Source organism: Pedobacter puniceum (assembly GCF_009674685.1).
In the GTDB taxonomy this organism is placed as follows: domain Bacteria; phylum Bacteroidota; class Bacteroidia; order Sphingobacteriales; family Sphingobacteriaceae; genus Pseudopedobacter; species Pseudopedobacter puniceum.
In genome coordinates, this window is sequence record NZ_WKJI01000008.1 from 1 (window position 1) to 19,551 (window position 19,551).

General features: G+C 34.3%; 12 protein-coding genes. 10 read left to right on the forward strand and 2 right to left on the reverse strand.

Annotated features, from left to right (window positions below; genetic code table 11):
- Nucleotides 1-190: 190 nt before the first annotated feature.
- Nucleotides 191-2,401, reverse strand: coding sequence for a GH92 family glycosyl hydrolase (locus GJJ64_RS16430; protein ID WP_154288845.1), 2,211 nt, complete (start codon nucleotides 2,399-2,401; stop codon nucleotides 191-193).
- A 3-nt stretch (nucleotides 2,402-2,404) separates the two neighbouring features.
- Complete coding sequence (locus tag GJJ64_RS16435; protein WP_154288846.1) at nucleotides 2,405-3,562, reverse strand: alpha/beta hydrolase-fold protein; 1,158 nt, start codon at nucleotides 3,560-3,562, stop codon at nucleotides 2,405-2,407.
- 192 nt (nucleotides 3,563-3,754) lie between these two features.
- On the opposite strand from GJJ64_RS16435, the gene GJJ64_RS16440 reads away from it, so the two are divergent.
- From GJJ64_RS16440 to GJJ64_RS16485, 10 genes are all read left to right on the forward strand, one after another.
- Nucleotides 3,755-4,786 carry a helix-turn-helix transcriptional regulator gene (locus GJJ64_RS16440; protein ID WP_195759313.1) on the forward strand — a complete coding sequence of 344 codons (1,032 nt, stop codon included), beginning with the start codon at nucleotides 3,755-3,757 and terminating at the stop codon, nucleotides 4,784-4,786.
- 318 nt (nucleotides 4,787-5,104) lie between these two features.
- Nucleotides 5,105-8,377, forward strand: a complete 3,273-nt coding sequence (locus GJJ64_RS16445) for a SusC/RagA family TonB-linked outer membrane protein (protein ID WP_154288848.1) — start codon at nucleotides 5,105-5,107, stop codon at nucleotides 8,375-8,377.
- 18 nt (nucleotides 8,378-8,395) lie between these two features.
- Complete coding sequence (locus tag GJJ64_RS16450; protein WP_154288849.1) at nucleotides 8,396-10,075, forward strand: RagB/SusD family nutrient uptake outer membrane protein; 1,680 nt, start codon at nucleotides 8,396-8,398, stop codon at nucleotides 10,073-10,075.
- A gap of 85 nt (nucleotides 10,076-10,160) precedes the next feature.
- On the forward strand, nucleotides 10,161-11,582 hold the full coding sequence (locus tag GJJ64_RS16455) for a purine-cytosine permease family protein (protein ID WP_154288850.1): 1,422 nt from the start codon (nucleotides 10,161-10,163) through the stop codon (nucleotides 11,580-11,582).
- Nucleotides 11,583-11,592: 10 nt separating this feature from the next.
- Complete coding sequence (locus GJJ64_RS16460) at nucleotides 11,593-11,784, forward strand: hypothetical protein (RefSeq protein WP_154288851.1); 192 nt, start codon at nucleotides 11,593-11,595, stop codon at nucleotides 11,782-11,784.
- 8 nt (nucleotides 11,785-11,792) lie between these two features.
- Nucleotides 11,793-13,694: an ADP-ribosylglycohydrolase family protein gene (locus tag GJJ64_RS16465; RefSeq protein WP_154288852.1), complete on the forward strand. Its 1,902-nt coding sequence runs from the start codon at nucleotides 11,793-11,795 to the stop codon at nucleotides 13,692-13,694.
- Between the two features lie 51 nt (nucleotides 13,695-13,745).
- Entirely contained in the window at nucleotides 13,746-15,119 is a 1,374-nt protein-coding gene (locus GJJ64_RS16470; protein WP_195759314.1) for a sulfatase, read from the forward strand.
- A 3-nt stretch (nucleotides 15,120-15,122) separates the two neighbouring features.
- The gene (locus tag GJJ64_RS16475) at nucleotides 15,123-16,631 is read left to right on the forward strand and encodes an adenine nucleotide alpha hydrolase family protein (RefSeq protein WP_154288854.1); all 1,509 of its coding nucleotides are present in this window, start codon (nucleotides 15,123-15,125) and stop codon (nucleotides 16,629-16,631) included.
- 8 nt (nucleotides 16,632-16,639) lie between these two features.
- The gene (locus GJJ64_RS16480; RefSeq protein ID WP_154288855.1) at nucleotides 16,640-18,361 is read left to right on the forward strand and encodes a sulfatase family protein; all 1,722 of its coding nucleotides are present in this window, start codon (nucleotides 16,640-16,642) and stop codon (nucleotides 18,359-18,361) included.
- Nucleotides 18,362-18,372: 11 nt separating this feature from the next.
- Nucleotides 18,373-19,422 (forward strand): GntR family transcriptional regulator, encoded by a 1,050-nt coding sequence (locus GJJ64_RS16485; protein WP_154288856.1) that lies wholly within the window; start codon nucleotides 18,373-18,375, stop codon nucleotides 19,420-19,422.
- Nucleotides 19,423-19,551 lie beyond the last annotated feature (129 nt).

Genomic DNA, 19,551 nt, shown 5'->3' on the forward strand with positions numbered 1-19,551 from the left:
AAATGAGTTTTACAAAATGGAATAAAAATACCGTTAGAGGCGGCCACAAAGCCCCAGAAAAAGAAAACGGTTACTAAAGTATACAATGCTGATGTATAACTTTTTTGTGTTGTTGATGTCATGTATAAGATAAGAAATTTCATCAGTGATAATCAAGTAATACTGATGAAAATGATAGAAGAGTGAAAACTTAAAAGGTTATTATAGTTAGCTTTTTAGCTTTAACAAGATCTTTATGCTCAACAGAAAAAGAAGAGAGTCGTTGTTCATCAAGCCATATTTCTTTGATTTTTAAACCATCACCAATTCTTTCTATGGTTAATTTATCGGAACTCCAATAATCTTGAGAAAGATTAAAAATCATTTTTTTGAATTTTGGAACACTAATTTGATAAACTGGAATTCCAGGGCAATCAGGATAAATGCCAGACATCGCAAAAACCAACCATCCTGATAACGTTCCTGCATCATCATTTCCAGGGATACCTCCAGGTTTGGTAGAGTACGAATAATCTATGATGTGATGAACAGTTGCAGAGGTATTGTTTTCTTCTCCTTCAATATAATTATACAAGTATGGATAGCTAATATCAGGCTCGTTGGTAATATCAAAATATTTTTTAGAGAAAAGTAAATCCAAACTATCCTTAAAAGATTTATTACCGCCAAACAAAGCAATAAGCTTTTGAGGGTTATGTGGTACAAAAAATCTGTAAATCCATGCGGTACCTTCTACATAGCCATGTCCACCGCTTTTTTCCCATCTTATGTCAAAAGTTCTATCTAAGGGATTAAAAGGAGTTAACCACGTACCATTACTGTTTTTAGGTCTGAAAAATTTTAAGCTATCATCAAATAAGGTGGTGAAATTATTACTTCTTTCTAGGTAGGTTTTTTCATCATCTTTAAAACCTAATGCTTTAGCTATTCTTGAAATATTAAAATCAGATAGATAATATTCTTGTGAGGTTGATACTGGTCCCCATACATAACCATTGTTGAAAGAAAAAAGGGTACTATCGGCTCCACCTCTTTTATCAATAGGGATATAGCCATATTTTAGATATTCTTTTAAGCCTGGTCTTAGATAGTTTTGAGATTTTAAATAAGAACCACTTTTTAACATCCCCTCATAGGCTGATTTAATGTCGATATCTTTAATTCCCTTCAAATAGGTGTCAGCAATGACGATACTAGCAGGGTCTCCAACCATTACCCAACTTTCTTGTCCAAATAATTCCCATTTGGGTAGCCATTTCCCTTCTTTATACATGTCTATCATACTTTGGGTCATGTCTCTTTGCTGTTTAGGGTAAAGTAATGTAAATAATGGATGAACAGTTCTATAAGTATCCCATAAAGAAAAAACCGAATATCTTGTATAATCTGTTTTTTTAACAAATCTTTCTTTTTGATCTTCAGTTTGCATAGTTAAATAATCATGATTAACATCATTATAAACCATTGGGTGGATAAGGGTATGATATAAAGCCGTATAGAATTTAGTTTTATTGGTGTCAGCATCATCTTTAACTTTTACCTTACTAAGCTCTGTATTCCAGGCTTTTCTGGCTAAGTTTTTAATTTCTTTAAAAGATTTATCCTTGGGCTGTTCAGCCTCTAAGTTTTGTTTAGCATTTTCTATACTTACGAAAGATATGCCTACCAAAACCTCTATACTGGTTTCTTTAGCAAAGTTATAACTTAAATAAGCACCAACTTTCTCTCCAGATATAGTTTTATCTGTTATAAGTTGGGTACCATTAAACAATCCGGTTTTCGATGCAGGACCAATGATTTTAATGTAAAAGAATGTTTTCCTTGATAATCTAGAATCGCAAAAATTACCTTCATTTTTATAGCCTCTTATTTCATTATCGGAGATCATTTCTACTAAACCACCTTTAATATGGCTTTGTGTGGTTCCTAAATCAATAATTAGATGATTCTTTCCTTTAGGGTAGGTATATTTTGATCTGCCACTTCTTTGTGTGGCAGTCATTTGAGCTAAGATATGATGAGTTTCTAAAAAAGTACTATAGTAACCCGGTGTTGCTTGCTCATGAATATAGGTTGATTTTCCTTTTTCTACATCAGTAAAAAGATCTCCGTGAGTAGGTCTTAATAAAATACTGCCAGTTTCTGGGCATCCAACACCAGATAGTTGTAAATTACCAAAGCCTAGTAAATATTTTTCGCCATGTATGTAGGGTGTAGGGCCTTTATAAGTATTGTGCGGAACCACTGATGCTGTACCCCACGGAAGTACTGCTCCTGGATGTGTATTTCCGGCATTAGATGTTCCTATAAACGGATTTACAAATTTGCTTAAGTCTTGAGAAAAGCCTGTATAACTTAAAAATATTAAAATAGATGTGCTTAAGATGATGAACTTTTTCATGTATTATTTTTGCCAAAGTGAAGGAAGAAAGTATTCTGCTAATAAAGGACGCCACGCAAACCATGTATGGTCTACGTTTGGTAACACGATGTAAGTATGATGAATGCCTGTTTGTTTTAAAGTTAAATGCAGGTTTTGCAGTTCTTCTGCCGCTCCTCTATGTTGAGTTGTAGGGTTTATGCCTACTTTATCTATACTGCCTACACCTATAAAGAAAAGTTTCAAATTTTTATTGAATTGCTCTGGATTGGCTAATAAATCGGCCCTATCGCTTGTGAATTTTGGTAGTCCGGCACTAAATACGCCTATATAATCAAATAAATTTAAATGATTAAAGCCAATAACAGATGTTTGCATACCACCCATAGAAAGGCCAGCTATGGCTCTTCCAGATTTTTTTTGGATACAACTGTAATTGTTTTCTACAAAAGGTAAAATGTTTTGAATAAAATCTTGTTCAAATAATGATGTATTATTTTGGTTTATACCACCATTATCCCTTTCTATAGCATGTCCATCTGGCATGACTATAATGCAAGGTTTTATTTTTTGGTCTGCAAGTAAATTATCAGCAATTACGTTTGCAAATCCTATACTACTCCAAGAGTGTGCTACTTCACCGGCACCATGCAAGAGGTACAAAACAGGATACTTCTTTTTGCCATCATAACCTGGAGGTGTATAAATGTATAAATCTCTGTTTTTATTAACGATGTTTGAAAAGTATACTTCTTTATGTAGGGTACCATGTGCAACATTTCTTTGAGCTAAATATCCGTTTGATAGATCTTCTATCGTAAAAGCACTACTAGGAAGTTGCGAGCCAGTAACTACTTTTTTATTAAGAGGGTCTAGTATCCTAATATCATCAACTACAAAATGATATTGATAAGTATTCGGCTTTAAAGGCCCTACTGTAATACTAAATGTGGTACTATCTGATTTTTGCATAGCTACACCTTTAAAAGGTTTGGCTCCACTTTTGGTATAACCTAAGTAGCTCATCAAATCCCAACCACCTAAGAATACATTTTTAGCTTTTGGTGCCACTATCTGAAAAGTAACTTTACCATCATCATGTAGGATAGGTGATTTGGTTTGGGCATAAATAAGGGTGCTAAAAAAATATAGATACCCTAAAAAGAAAATTTTTTTAATCATTTTGTTTATAATTGGTGGATGAAAGTAATATTTACTTTAATTTGGCGACTTTGAATTTGCAAAACCGGATTAATAAACTATAAATTAAGACAGGTGTAACCATAACTTTACTGTAATTATTGTTTTATGTTATCAGCACTATACATTTGGGCATGTTTCCAAGGATTGTTTTTTGGGATTTCTATTTTAATCATGAAATTCACAAGAGCCAATTTTTTTCTCTCCTTATTTTATGTGCTAACATCTGTTTATATAGGTAATCAGTATTTATTGCGCTTTGCAGATTTTCTAGATACCCATCCAGAGTTTGTATTTCTATCTGACTATATAGACATAAGTTTAGGGCCTATTGTATATATCTATATGCTGCTTATTTTAAACAGGCGTTATCCTAAACATTTGTGGTTGTATTTTTTACCTACTATTTTAGTTATACTTTTTACTTCTTATTTTTTAGTTTTTAAATGGTTACCCTTTTCTTATAACCTTTATATAGGTACAGCATATCATGATATTGTTTTATTAGCTGTTGTTATTTCATATACAGTATATGCTATATTATATATTAGAAAGGTAAAGGCATATCAGTTAAAAGAATTTAATAAGAAAGAGGTGGTTGATTGGTTGAAACTCCTGTTTATCATATTTTTCTTAAAAATGATAACAGCGTATTTTATCCTAATTAAGAACCAGTTTTTACCTTCCTTTAGAACGCAACTTAACCCCATACTAGAAATGGTATTGGTAATTACAGATAGTATTATACTTTTATTAGCCGGTATATATGCCCTAAAAGAACCTCAGCTTTTACAGATGGATAAAATTGAGTTGTTTAATATTACCATCTCAAAGAAGAATAAACTAAAACTTAGCGAGGAGGAAATATTACTCTATAAAAGCAATTTAAATAAAGCCATTGATATTGATAAAATTTACAAGCAATGGGATTTAAATGAGAAAGGCTTAGCTAAAGCATTAAATGTACAACCTTATATTTTATCTATATTTTTAAACGAACATTTGGGCCAAACATTTAATGAGTTTATCAACTATAAAAGAATTGAAGAGGCAAAAAAGTTATTGCTAAATCCTAAAACCATGAATGATAAAATGTATACCATTGCTTTAGAAAGTGGCTACAACTCAGAATCGGTTTTTTATACCAATTTCAAAAAATTTACTGGTTTTACCCCACGCCAGTTTCAAAAATCTCAACTCAATTAGTATTTACTCCCTACACTTTATTCCACCTTGTTCTTGACTAATTAAGCCAAAAGTACAAGATAGTTTAATAAAATGCCAATATAAGTACTATATAATCTATAAACTTAATAGATATTTAATCTTAATTTTTAATATTATATCACGTGATAAGGTGTTTTTTTAGTTTTCATTTAATTTATTGAAAATCAAAAACTTAAGATTATTTATGATGATAATTCACTTCAATTTTGCGAATCAGGAGTTACACAGCCCATTAATCAAGCATTTTTACCAAAGTCAATTACTAACCAAATTATTTACATTAAATCATTTCAACTAATGAAAAGATTATTACTCATGATTTTGCTGATTTATTCAAGTCAGCAGATTCTACTTGCACAAGACAATGTCGAAGGTAGAGTCATTTCCAAAACAGATAGGCTACCATTGCCGGGTATATCTGTTACAATTTTAAATACAACTACAGGAGTTGTAACAAATACCAATGGAAACTTTAATATCAAAGCACCTGGAAATGCAGTATTGGTATTTTCAGGTCTAGGCTTCAAAGCTCTACAAGTTCCTGTGAGCAACAGAAAAACCATTTCTGTTGAGTTAGAAGATAACATATCAGCTTTAGATGAGGTTGTGGTTGTGGGTTTCGGTACGCAGAGCAGGAAAACATTAACAGGTTCTGTTTCTAAGGTAAAAGGGGAGGATATTACAGCTATTGCAACTCCAAACTTTCAAAACTCTTTACAAGGTTTAGCTCCGGGTCTAAACGTTACAGGAACCAGTGGTATGGCAGGTGCTCCTGCCCGTATCAGGGTAAGAGGTAGCGGTTCCATTTTTTCAAATGGCGAGCCTTTATACATTATTGATGGTATTCCTGTAGAATCAGACAACTCTGGTCTTTTTGGAAATACCGGAAGAGGCGGATCTCCTCCTGCCAACCCGATGGCAAATATTGATGCTGATGAAATAGAATCGGTTGAAATCTTAAAAGATGCAGCAGCCAGCGCTATTTATGGAGCAAGAGCGGCCAATGGTGTAATTTTAATTACCACTAAAAAAGGAAAATCTGGAGTTACCAAATTTTCTGCAAATGTTTCTTATGGCGTTAACAACCCAGCCAATAAAGTTTCATTTGCTAATGGTAATGAGTTCTTAAGTTTAAGAAGAGAAGCCATACAAAACTCTATCAACACCGGTTTAACTTTTAATGGAAATTTGGGTGGTGTAGCTCCTGATTTTCGTAATGGCGGCTACAGTCAGTTTTTTGCAAATGCCATTCCTTCTTTAAGTTATGATAGTGCTTTTGCTGCTGCAACAGCAAACCAAAATATCAATCATTTAGATGATGTTTTTAGAAAAAATGGTGCAAATTTTAATGCAGGTGTTTCTGCTTCTGGTGGTACTGATAAAACACAGTTCTTTACCAGTTTAAACTATGCTAAAGAAGATGGTATTTTACAACGTAATGATTTTGAAAGAATAAGTGGAAGGTTAAATTTAGACCATACAGCTTCATCAAAATTAAAATTGGGTGTAATGGTTAATGGTAGTTATACCAAAAATAACCTTTATCCAATTGGTAACCCATCTCAATTTGCACAAGGTTTTAGTCCCGGAGGTTTCTTCAATGCCGTTAACTCTGTTTTACCTATTTTTCCGCGTTATAACGCAGATGGAACATTATTTGGCGTAGCACAATCGGTAAATAATCTAGTTTTTCAAGATGAATTACTATTTAATAGCAGCGTAGATAATCAAAGGTTTTTGAGCAATATTTACGGAGAGTATAAAATATTAAAGTCATTAACTTTTAGATCTGAGGTTGGTAATGATCATATCAATCAAATGAATAGATTTTATATGAATCCGACTATTACTCCTGGTGGCGAGCTTGGTACCATCAGAGGTGTTAATGATTTTAGAACTAGAATATCAAATACCATCAATAACAATAACTTCTTCACTTTTAAACAAAGCATCAATAACGAGCATAATTTTGATTTGGTAGTGGGTAACCAATACAGTTATAACAATAACAGATCAACATTTATACAATCTACCTTAATACCTAGTGCTCCATCTTTAAATACCACGCAAGTTGCTGGTTTAGCAACTTCACAGGATAGGTTAGACCAATATTTATACTTGTCTTTTTTCTCCAGATTAAACTACAACTACAAGAGCAAATACATTTTTAGCGCTAGTTTCAGGAGAGATGGTTCTTCAAGATTTGGAGCTAATAACAGGTGGGCAAATTTCCCTTCTTTATCAGCTGGTTGGAATGTTACGGATGAGGACTTCTTTTCAGACTCTAAATGGCTATCGAACCTAAAAGTGAGAGCTAGTTGGGGCTTAACAGGTAACTCAAACCCAGGTGGTGTAGAAGCTATTTCTTATGGTGGTTTTGGGGTAGGTAATGCTTTTTATGGTGGTCAAATCGGCTATCCTTTGAGAAGAATTCAGGCATTAGCAGAAAACATCAGATGGGAAAGAACTGCAATGACAGACTTGGCTGCTGATTTTGGTTTATTTGATAACAGAATTACAGGGTCATATAACTATTATATTCGTAATACCACCGATTTAATTTTAGGAGCATTGCCACCACCAACAAGTGGAATTTTTGGTGGTAGAAATTATAGAAACGCAGGTGCTTTAAAGAACTGGGGACATGAGGTACAATTAGGAGCCAAAGTTGTGAACAACAAGGCCTTTAATTGGAATGTAAATGTTAACGTGGCATACAATAGAAATGAAGTTACTGATTTAGGAGGCTTAGATCCTAGTGCTGTAGCCTTTGGTGTGAACAGAGTTTACGTGGGTATGCCTTTAGGTACTTATTATTTGCCTAAATATTTAGGAGTAGATCCTGCTACTGGATTTGAAGTATTTGCAGATGTTGCTAGAGACAATGCAGGTGCGATTATTCTTGATTCTAGAGGTTATAAAACACATGATGTTAATAAAAGAATTGTTGTAGATCCCTTTGGACGTGTAACAGGCGGTACAACAACTCCAAATGTTAACTGGGATGAAATATCTGCCCCTATAACAGATAAACCAGGACAAGCTAATTGGACAGGGGGTGTTTCTAATACTTTCAGTTTTAAACAATTTACACTTTCAACTTTATTTACTTTTAGCTTAGGTAATTGGATCTATGATGCTGGTGCGCAAAGTCAGGCTTATATGTTGCAAGGACCAAGAAATGTTCAAAGCCAGTTTTTAGAGAATAGATGGACACAACCTGGAGATAATGCAACAAACCCTGGTTTCTTCTTTAATCCAACTTATTCTGGTCAGGCAACTACCCGTTTCCTTTACAAAGGAGATTATGCAAGATTAAGAAACTTGAGATTAAGTTATGATTTGCCAACTAAATTAACACAAAGAGCAAAAATTAACAGAGCTTCTATATTCTTAACGGCAACTAACTTATTAACCTTTACGGACTTCCCAGGCTGGGATCCAGAAATCAGCGGAACCATAACCTTCCAAGATTTCAACAATCAGCCACAGAACATAGCACCGTCTCAAACCAATGCTGATCCTCCGCAAGCAAGAAACTTTGGCTTTGGATTTCAGTTGAATTTTTAATTTTTAAAGTATAAATCAATGAAACGATTATTTGAACATAAATATACCAAGTACCTGGTTTTGGTCTTAACCTGCTTTGTATTTGACGCCTGTAAAAAGTTTGATTTACCCCCAAATGATGAATTATCTAGTGGTGTGGTAGACCAAAGTACGGCAAATCTTGATGGAATAATTAATGGCGCTTACGGAAGGCTTATTGCACAAGGCCCTCCTACAGTTAATTCATCTTCAGCTTTCGATATGGCACTTTATGCAGAAGCAATGGGTGCAACAAGAACGGTATTTCCTTCGCCTCAAAGTGGTGCAAATGCGGCTACCAATTTGATGTATAATTTTTCTATGCAGCCAGATAATGTGTTTTTGGCAAGATTATCAAGAAATCTATATATACCTATTGCTGCAGCTAATAGTACCTTGTTTTTCATTAATAATACACCGCCTGCTGATTCTGAATTTAGTAGACAAAAGGATAGGTTAATGGGCGAAGCTTATTTTATAAGAGGTTTATGTTTCTTTTATGCAGCTAGATTTTGGGCTCACCAATATGGTCATAATACCAATACGCCTGGTGGTGGTATCTTATTACCTTTAGAACCTTCTATTGATGGTTCTGTAGGCGTTAAAAGAGCAACTATACAAGAAACTTATGACCAAATTATAAGTGATTTGCAACAAGCAGCAACTTTATTACCTGTAGCTTATGATGCAAACATTCATGGTGCTTTTCCTGCCTATAGGTTTAGAGCTAATAAAGCAGCTGCTTTAGCGATGTTAGCTAGGGTATATTTTCAACAAGCAACGCCGGCAAGCTATCAATTAGCTAAAGAAACTATTGATAAAGTTATTGGCAATACACCTGGTACCATTACCGGAACAACAGAAACCGGTAACAGAGTATATGCCCTACAAACTGATGTAACGATACCATTTAATAGTACTGGGTTTAATGCGCCAAACACTAATACAGAGGAAATTTTACGTCTGGTAAATAGCACCACAGCTGCTGCGGGGTATACAACTGCTTCTATTAACATGACTAATGAGTCAGGAGGAAATCCTACTAGTAGAGGGGCTGCAAGATGGTTTTTAAACAGACCAACACCTAATCCTCCTGCAAATACTGCGGTTACCACAAGCCCTCTATTTGATGATGTGGTTAACGATAGGAGATTTACACAGTTAACGTTTAACAATACTTTTACTGGAGCTATAGGTAACCAACGTTTATCTCAAAAATGGGGTTTTCAAACTCAGCCTACTTTAATTGGTATGCAAACCTTCCCATTAATAAGAGCAGCAGAATTGGTGATAACCAGAGCAGAAATTAACGCTGTACAAGGAAATACTGCTTTAGCCTTAGATGATTATAATCTTATAAGAAGAAGAGCTATTACAGGCTATGTTAATCGTACTTTGTTAGATCCAGTAATAGGCGGTACTCAAGCTGGTTTGATAGCAGAAATTGCTAGAGAAAGGCAAAGAGAATTACTTATGGAGGGTTTTGATTACTGGAGCTGGAAACGTATGGCAGCTTATAATGCAGCTAATGGAGCCATTTATCCTGCTTCACAAGTTGCACCATTAACTAGAGGAACATCAACTTTTGAGTGGAATTCTAACAGAACATTGCTGAAGTTTCATGTTGACGATTTAACATTAAACTTTCAAGTAGGTTTGGAAGCTCAAAATCCAAATTAACCAAATTTATTTAAGGTTGCTTAAAAGCTATATCATCAGCTTTTAAGCAACCTTTTTTTTACAATATAAATCTCTAAAAATTTTTATGTCTGATAATACTGCGACATCTATAAGTAATCAGTTAGATGCAATTAATGATTATGAAAGAGAACCCGTACCTGCATCTAAAGTTAAAGGATTTAAAGATTTTTTAGCTCTGGTAGCCAGCGAGCACATTGCAGGGACAGAATTTGTTATTGGGCCATTATTTGTTTTACATGGCGCAACAGCCTCAGATGTTATATTAGGTCTTTTGGTAGGAAATATATTGGCCACATTAAGTTGGACATTAATTTGTGCACCTCTTGCCGTGAAAACGCGTTTAACGCTTTTTTATCAATTAGAAAGAATAAGTGGATATAAGTTAGTTTCTATTTTTAACGGAATATCAGGTATACAAGCATGTGTTTTTGCAGCTTTTATGGCCGTTGTTTCTGCCGGTGCAATTTCATTGGTCTTGGGTTTAGAAACACCAAGTTTCTCTCAAATGCTGCCAAGTGGCATCACCTGGGTTGTGTTGGTAACTGTTTTGGTAGCGCTTATTACCGTAATAGCTATTCAAGGGATTGATTTGGTTTCAAAATTTGCAACCATCAGCACACCATGGATGCCCTGGGTTTTCTTAGCTTCGGGTATTGCTACCTTACCTCAATTGGGTGTTCATTCTTTTAGTGATTTCTGGACTGTAGCTAATACCACCATTTGGACAGGTACACCAGTGGAAGGCATGTCAAAATATAATTTTTGGCATATTATGTTTTTTGCATGGCTATGTAATACTGCTATGCACATTGGTTTGGCAGATACCTTTATATACAGATATGCTAAAAAATCTTACTATGGTATCGCCTCTTTTGGAGGGATGTTTATAGGACATTTTATGGCATGGATAGCTTCAGGGATACTTTGCGCAGCAGCATTACAAGCAGGTATTTCAGACCCTACTCCGGGTCAGGTAGCAGGTATAGGAGCTGGTATAGCCGGAATTATATGTGTAGTTATTGCGGGCTGGACAACCGCCAATCCAACTTTGTATCGGGCTGGTTTAGCTATACAAGGTATTTTTCCATCAACAAAAAGATGGAAAATAACAGCTTGGTTGGGTTTAGCAGCAGCTTTAATGGCTTCATTCCCAGGTATAGTTTCCAAACTGGATAATTTATTAGCATGGTTTGCCTTAATTGCTGCACCCGTTGGGGCTATTGTGGTTCTGGAGGTTTATGTATTTAAAAAACTTAATCTTGAGACAGATTATTCTCATCACAGAAATGGTAAAATGAACTGGGCCGTTGCAGCTACCTGGATAATTTCGGTAACGCTTTGCTACCTTATTTATTTAGGGCTAGAGCTTGACTTTTTCTTTTTTATGGCAATACCGGGTTGGTTTATTGCGGCCATAGTTTACTTGTTTTTATGCAAGTTAAGGCAAATGAAACAGCCTAAAAATATCATCAAAGATTCATTATAAACATTATAAGATGGCAAATTACCCGATAAAAATCATATTAAAAACGCTATCCTATTTAGGGTTATTATTTACGGCGGTACCAGCTTTTTTATCATTTCATGGCCTTATAACTTTTAAGCAGTATGAAATTTTTATGATAGTAGGCGCTTTTATGTGGTTTTTAAGTGCACCATTTTGGGTGACAAAAAAAGATAATATATAATAAATAAAATGACACAATTAACATACGATAAATATTACGATAAAGTACTAGGTGGTTGGGTTGGTAAATGTGCCGGCGGAATTCTGGGAGCTCCAATAGAAGGGTTTAAACACTTTAATGATATTGAAATTAGCGATAAATTATTTGAAACTAATTTCGCTAATGATGATTTGGATCTCCAAGTATTGTGGCTGGATATGGTGATGAAAAAATCTGTTCATATCAATGAAAAAGATTTTGCAGAGCATTGGAAAAATTTTGTTGGCTTCCCTTGGAATGAATATGGTATTGCAACAAGAAATTTAAATATCGGTATTATACCTCCAGAAAGTGGCCGATTGAATAATTATTATTGGAAAAGCAGTATGGGCTGCCCAATAAGAAGCGAGTTGTGGGGAATGCTGTGCCCAGGCATACCAGAAAAAGCAGCCTATTATGCTGGTTTAGATGGTAGTTTAGATCATAGCGGTTTTAGTGTAGAAGCAGAACAATATTTTTCTGTTTGTGCTTCCATTGCATTTTTTGAGACCGATATCATGCAGGTATTAAGAAAAGCTTTAGGATACATACCCAAAGATGGTTCTATGTATGCGTTGGTTATTAAAGTTTTGGATTGGTGTAGCCAGCATGATGCAGAAAAAGTAATGTATAAGATTAAAAGTTTCTATGGTGACGCTGATTTTACATCGGCCCCAATGAACATCGCTTTTACCATACTTACCCTGGCAACATCTAACACTGATTTTAATTGTATTGCACAAGCACTACACATGGGGCATGATAGCGATTGTATAGTGGCCACAGCAGGTGCTTTAATTGGTATAATTAAAGGATATGAGAACATTCCAACCCTATGGAAAGAACGTGTAGGCGAAGAAATCTTGATTAGCGAAGCTATTATAGACATTTATAAGCCCGCAACCATATTTGAGCTAACAGCAGCAACCTGTAAAGAGGGAATGAAATTTTGCCAGTATTTTGATCATGATGCTATATCAGATAACCATACCGTCTTAAATATTCCTCATCCGCCTTATCAAGTTAAAGTAGAGTTTCCTTTATGGGATGATAGTTATTTTGTGCCTCATCAAATCATCAGAATTTATTTTACTGATAAACAAAACTCTTCGAAGCTTTCTTTTTCACTTAAAGATGATCAGGGCAAACTCATCAATAAAATCGATAAATTAAAAACAGATTCGGATGATTTTATCATCGATTTTGAAGTCAATTTACCAACTCCAACATCCTATAAAAATGCTTTTCGTTATCAGTTGTTGATTGCGCAAGACGATGTGCAGTTGCATGAAATAGCTGTTAATATGCCTTACTATGGCTCTTGGGCTCTTTTAGGACCCTTTATTGAGGATGATAAAAAACTTATTCCGTGTGATGAGACTTATCCCGAACATGGTATGAGCAGTATGCCATCAACCATTTACATGAACCATGATCAAGTTAATATCCAAAAGGATTTTATTAAGGTTAATACCATTAAAGAACTACTTGCTGATCGAGCAGCTCAGCCATTCCATATAGATACTATACATGCCAGTTCTTTCAATATTTCGGTAGATAAATTCTTTTATGGAAAAGGAGAAAAAACCTTGTTTTTATATAGTAATCTAACATTCTCTTCTGCAATAAAACTTTGGGTTTGCATGGGCTGCACTAGTTATTTAACTGTATTTGTTAACGGAAAAGAGGTTTATAAAAGCTTAGAAATTAAAAGATGTTGGCCTGCTGCACATGTTTTTTTACAAGAATTTAATGAGGGCGAAAATGAGATTTGTATAAGGTTAGATACTTTAACAGATGAAACCAGAATAGAATTCGGGCTAAAAGATTTCAAAGGAGAACACCATCATCAAAGTCAGTGGAGTACCATTGTACCATTTTTAAACTATTAATAAGGAGAGATGAAGGCGAACATACTTCATCTCTATATAAAACAAAAAGAAATGAAAGTTTTAAAAACATCTTTGTTAATACTTACAGTTTCTGCGCAAATAGCCTTCTCGCAAACAAAACCCAATATTGTTTTAATTATAGCCGATGATTTAGGCAGGAATGATTTAGGATATTATGGAAATAAATTTATAGAAACACCCCATATCAATCATATAGCCTCAAAATCTATCCTTTTTAAAAATGCCTACTCGGCTGCTCCAGTTTGCTCTCCAACAAGATCCAGTATTTTAACAGGCCAATATCCCGCAAGATTAGGTTTAACTAATTTTATTGATGGAAAAAAGACAGATGACAGTTCACCTGTTATGCCTGCACATTACATCAATTATTTACCCTATGAAGTGCAAACCCTACCAGAATATCTCAAAAAAGAAGGCTATCAAACTGCACTAATAGGAAAATGGCATTTAGGAGAAAATACACATCCTACACTAAGTTATCCAGGAAAAAATGGTTTTGATAAGGTAGCCCATTATGATTACGGTCTAATCCCTGAAAACGACTCTTATGTTTGGATAAAAGGTGTAGATAGCACTGGAAACCGTTACAGGCTTCCTCAAATAACACAAATGATTACCAAAGATGCCATATCTTATTTAGATACTGTTGGTAAAAGTCCTTTCTTTCTTATGCTTACACATTACAATCCTCATTTACCATTACAGCCACAAGAGCATTTAAAAAATAAATATCAAAAGAAATATAATCCTTATGGTAAAGATATCAATCCGTTATATGCTGCTATGGTAGAAGAATTAGACCAAAATATAGGTTTAGTATGGAGCAAGTTAAAGCAAAAAGGGTTGCTTAAAAACACAATCGTTATCTTTCTTTCAGATAATGGGGGTGTTGTTACAGATGAGGCTGGAGATTTGAAACCAACCACTTCAGCACCTTTAAGAAATGGAAAAGGTACACTTTATGAAGGCGGAATAAGAATTCCTTTGTTAATTTATCATCCATCACAAAAAAAAGGATGTGTGAGTAATACCCTTGTAAGCACTATTGATTATTTACCAACCTTATTAGATTGGACAAATAGTGCTAAGCCAACCTTTACCGTTGATGGTACAAGTTTTGCCAATATCATCAAAAATCCAGATTTAATTCGTTCTCAACCTCAGTTTTTTCACTACCCACATTTTAGTAATCAAGGTGGGCGCCCTACATCTGCCATACGTTTAAATGATTTTAAACTTATTCAATCTTTAGAAGACTTATCTGTACAACTATTTAATTTAAAATCAGACGAAAGCGAAACCAAAGATATTTCAGCTCAAGAACCTGAGATTACCGAGAAAATGTTAAATCTTTTAAACCAATGGCGCTTTCAGGTGAAAGCAACTATGCCCACAAAAAAGTAAACCATGAAAAAAATAGGCATTCAATTTTTGATAATTAGCTTTTTAGCGATAACAGCTTGTGCACAGGAAATACAGTTAAGTAAAGGTATGTCTCATAACATCAAGTCTAATTATGTAGGCTTAAATGGTAATGTTGGCACCAATAATATGCCTTGGGATAATAATAATTTGCTAAATGGTTTTGTAAAATCCGGAGCTAGAACCATCAGGTATCCTGCGGGTACCATCGCCAATACTTGGGATTGGGATAGAGGATGGATAGACCCCACCGTACCCGATAGTTTATTAATCAATTGGGTAGTAGCAGAAGGTTGGAAAAACTTCAAAATCAGTTATCCTCTAGAGAATTTTAAAAAAGCCATAGATGCCAGCAAAGCAGAACCCGTATATGTGCTAAACATGTTATCTAAAGATTTAGAACACTCTTTAAGAGGCTTACGTAGGGCAAAAGCTTTAGGTTTACCGGTAAGATATGTGGAAATGGGTAATGAGCTTTATTTTAATCTTAAACTAGAGATGTCTAGGTTTCCAACACCAGAAGACTATGGTAAAACCTGTTACGAATGGATTAAAGCTATTAAAGAAGAATTCCCAGAGGTAAAATGCGCTGTTGTTAGTTGGGAAGCTGTGAGAAGCGAGAGACATAAGAACTGGACAGAGCGTGTACTCAAATATGCAACCAATGCCGATGCCGTTATTTTTCATGTTTATACTCCTTTTGGTTTAGATGGAGCGCAAGAACGGACAAATAATCAAGCCGGACAAGAAGGGCTAACTACCGGAGGCAACCTAAGTAACAATCTTAAATTAAGGCAGCAGCAAGAATTAGCATTGCTTCATGTGGATAGCAATTTTTATAAAATGATGCTAAAAGCATTAGAAGTAGCCAATAGGCATAAAGAAATGCGTGTCCCTTTGGATAAAAAAATATGGGCTACAGAGTTTAATGTTAGAGCAGATAATAGCGCCATTAGAGGGACTTGGGCCAACACTTTGTTTATCAGTACTTTTTATTTGGCTTTTTTGAAAAATCCACAAATAGAAATTACACACCTTCATAATATTATTGGGCCTATATTTGGCGCTCTTTACAATAATGATAGAGGTTTTAGTCATCTACAAAATGAGAAGATAGTTAGCAAACCATGGTCTTTAAGCGCAGGCGGATTGGCCATGAAAACATTTGCACAATTAACCCAAACAGGGGGCGAAGCCACTGAAATTATTTTTAAAAATAATACATTATTAGCAAGTACGCATCATCAATCGCTAGAAGCTTTACAAGGCTGGATTATAAGTCATCCATCATCATCAAGAGCTATCATTATCAATTTTTCATCCCAAAAAAGGAAAATTACAATACCTGATTTTCTATATAAACATCATTATAATATGCAAAGTGCAGCATTACAACATTATGTAATGGATACTGAAGGTTTAAAAATGATCACAGGAATTACAAATAAAGAATTGATTTTAGAACCCTACAGCATCACTACTTTTTTAAAATAATTGAGCTTATGATTTTTAATAAATTTATAAATACCCCAGCCAAAAAGCTAAGCAAATTAATGGCTTTCATGCTATGTTTTGGAGCCCCAGTTAGTACTTACGCCCAAGAAGAAAAGCCTAATATCGTTTGGATCATGGCGGAAGATATTAATAACCATTTGGGGAGCTATGGTGAGGAAATAGTACATACCCCAAATATAGATTGGTTAGCAAAAAATGGCGTTCAATATCAAAATGCTTTTACTGTTTCCGGAGTTTGTGCGCCTAGTAGGGCAGCTATTGTTACCGGTATGTACAGTACCAGTATAGGCACACAACACATGAGGCAAGCCAAAAGCCTTACACCTTATGCAGGGGTGCCTTTTTACAATGCAGTGCCTCCGGCTTATGTAAAAGCATTTACAGAGTATCTTAGGGCAAATAATTATTTCTGCACCAATAGCTTTAAAACAGATTATCAGTTTGGAACCCCCTTTACCGTTTGGGATAGCCATACTTTAACAGCTGGTTGGTGGGATAGAGAAGATAAAAGTCAGCCTTTTTTTTCATGTTTTACCTACCAAACTACTCATGAAATCAATACTTGGCCCGATAGTACCAAGCTTAGGTTTTTTAAAGAATTTAATGTTGATTTAAAGCGCTTGGAAGAAGATGTAAAATCAAGACCCGTTTTAGAAGAAAAGTATATCATTAATCCGGCAAAAGTTAAATTACCTCCTTACTATCCGGATGATACAATCGTAAGACAAGATTACGCCAGACACCTTACCAATATAAATAGGATGGATACTCAGGTTGGTAAATTAATCAATAGGCTTAAAGCCGATGGATTACTAAATAATACCATCATATTTTTTATGGGCGATAATGGTGACGGCTTACCAAGAAGTAAAAGATGGATGAATGATGGAGGTATACATGTACCCTTAATTATTTATACTCCAGAAAAGTGGAAAAACAAGATAAAAGGTCAATTAAGCGGTATAAATGAAGAACTTGTAAGTTTTGTGGACCTAGCGCCAACTGTACTTTCTATCGCTGATATACCTATTCCTAATCATATACAAGGGCAAGCATTTTTGGGCAAACAAAAATCAGCACAAGCCCGAACTTATATTTTTGCCGGTAGAGATAGGATGGATGCTAAGTACGATTTACAAAGAGCCGTTAGAACTAAACAATTTAAATACATTAAAAATTATTGGCCCGATACCGCTTATAATCAGTATTTAGATTTTATGTATCAAGCCCCTATCATGAAAAGAATTGATAGTTTATACCATAGCAAAAGCCTTAATAGCGTTCAGTCTGCATGGATGGAAGCATCTAAGCCAGCAGAAGAATTATATGATGTGATAAAAGATCCATTTGAGCTTCAAAACTTAGCCTTACAACCAGCATATCAAGCTGTATTAGACACTATGCGTACAGCATTGTACAATTGGCAGAAGAAATACGGAGATTGGTTAGATACTCCAGAAATTATACAAGCCGAAAAAATGTGGCCTGGTGGTAAGCAGCCCTTAACATCTTTACCAGAATACGAGCAAAAGGATGGTTTCATTAGCTTAAAATGCAAAACAGAAGGAGCTTCTATAGCCTACAAATACGATGGAGATAAATATTGGAAGCTGTATAATAAGCCTTTTAAATCCATGAAAAAAGATATAGAAGTAAAAGCTGTAAGGTATGGATACAAAGAGAGTGAAATTAAGCAAATCTCATTTTAACTTACATTGTAATGCCGAACAAACAAATTAATTCTTCAATATTAAATTTATTAGCTATAGATGAGTATTCATCAACTCCAAAGTATAAACAGATTTATAATTCAATTACTAATGCGATAGACGAGAAAAAGTTAAAGAAAGGTGATTTTTTACCGTCAATTAATGATTTATATTTTAATCTTGATATTGGTCGAGAAACGGTAGAAAAGGCTTATAACACTCTAAAAAATGATGGAATAATTGAATCCAAGCAAGGTAAAGGATTTTTTATAGTAAATGATAATGTAAAAAGTAATAAAAGAATTTGTTTACTTTTTAATAAGTTATCTGATTACAAAAAAGAAATATATGATGCCTTTATAAAAGAAATAGGGGAAGATGCTATAATTGATTTCTACATCTATAATAATGATTTTGCTATTTTCAAAAAGATGCTGGAAAATAGTAAAAAGGATTACACTCACTACATCCTAATCCCACATTTTATTGATGTTTATAATGAAAATGAAGTTGCGGATGTTATAAATTCACTAAATAATAAATCATTAATATTAATGGATAAATTATTGAAAGGTGTAAAAGGAGATTTTTCAGCAGTTTATGAAGATTTTAAGAATGATATTTATGATGCTTTAATTAAAGTTTTAAAACCACTTTCAAAGTATAGAACTTTAAAATTGATTTTTCCAGATGATGGATACTATCCAAAAGAGATAATAGAAGGCTTTAGACTTTTTTGCCTACAATATGCTTTTGATTATAGAATTCTAAATAATATTGAAAACGATGTGGTTGAAGACGGAGATGTATTAATAAGTCTAAAAGAAGAAGATTTAATCTCTAGTTTAGAGAAAACTAATGGGTTAAAGAAAAAAATAGGAAAGCAAGTAGGTATAATTTCGTATAATGAAACAGCAATTAAGAGAATCTTACTTAATGGTATAACAACAATATCTACTGATTTTACAAAAATGGGAAGCTATGCGGCAGAAATCATAAAATCTAACATCAAGGTTAAAAAACGAGTACCATTTAATGTTTATCTTAGAAATTCTTTATAAGCTTAAAATAAATCAAGAAGACTACCGTGTTAAAAGGTATATCTATTAAATAGAATAATTCTTATTTTCAATACTATTTAATATTTAGATCGATACCCTTAGAATTACCTATAATAATTTCTTTATAAA

Coding starts and splice junctions, on each gene's coding strand:
- GJJ64_RS16440 (WP_195759313.1), top strand. CDS start 3,755: ATGAAATTCACAAGAGCCAATTTTTTTCTCTCCTTATTTTATGTGCTA.
- GJJ64_RS16430 (WP_154288845.1), bottom strand. CDS start 2,401: ATGAAAAAGTTCATCATCTTAAGCACATCTATTTTAATATTTTTAAGT.
- GJJ64_RS16445 (WP_154288848.1), top strand. CDS start 5,105: ATGAAAAGATTATTACTCATGATTTTGCTGATTTATTCAAGTCAGCAG.
- GJJ64_RS16450 (WP_154288849.1), top strand. CDS start 8,396: ATGAAACGATTATTTGAACATAAATATACCAAGTACCTGGTTTTGGTC.
- GJJ64_RS16455 (WP_154288850.1), top strand. CDS start 10,161: ATGTCTGATAATACTGCGACATCTATAAGTAATCAGTTAGATGCAATT.
- GJJ64_RS16460 (WP_154288851.1), top strand. CDS start 11,593: ATGGCAAATTACCCGATAAAAATCATATTAAAAACGCTATCCTATTTA.
- GJJ64_RS16470 (WP_195759314.1), top strand. CDS start 13,746: ATGAAAGTTTTAAAAACATCTTTGTTAATACTTACAGTTTCTGCGCAA.
- GJJ64_RS16485 (WP_154288856.1), top strand. CDS start 18,373: ATGCCGAACAAACAAATTAATTCTTCAATATTAAATTTATTAGCTATA.
- GJJ64_RS16465 (WP_154288852.1), top strand. CDS start 11,793: ATGACACAATTAACATACGATAAATATTACGATAAAGTACTAGGTGGT.
- GJJ64_RS16475 (WP_154288854.1), top strand. CDS start 15,123: ATGAAAAAAATAGGCATTCAATTTTTGATAATTAGCTTTTTAGCGATA.
- GJJ64_RS16480 (WP_154288855.1), top strand. CDS start 16,640: ATGATTTTTAATAAATTTATAAATACCCCAGCCAAAAAGCTAAGCAAA.
- GJJ64_RS16435 (WP_154288846.1), bottom strand. CDS start 3,562: ATGATTAAAAAAATTTTCTTTTTAGGGTATCTATATTTTTTTAGCACC.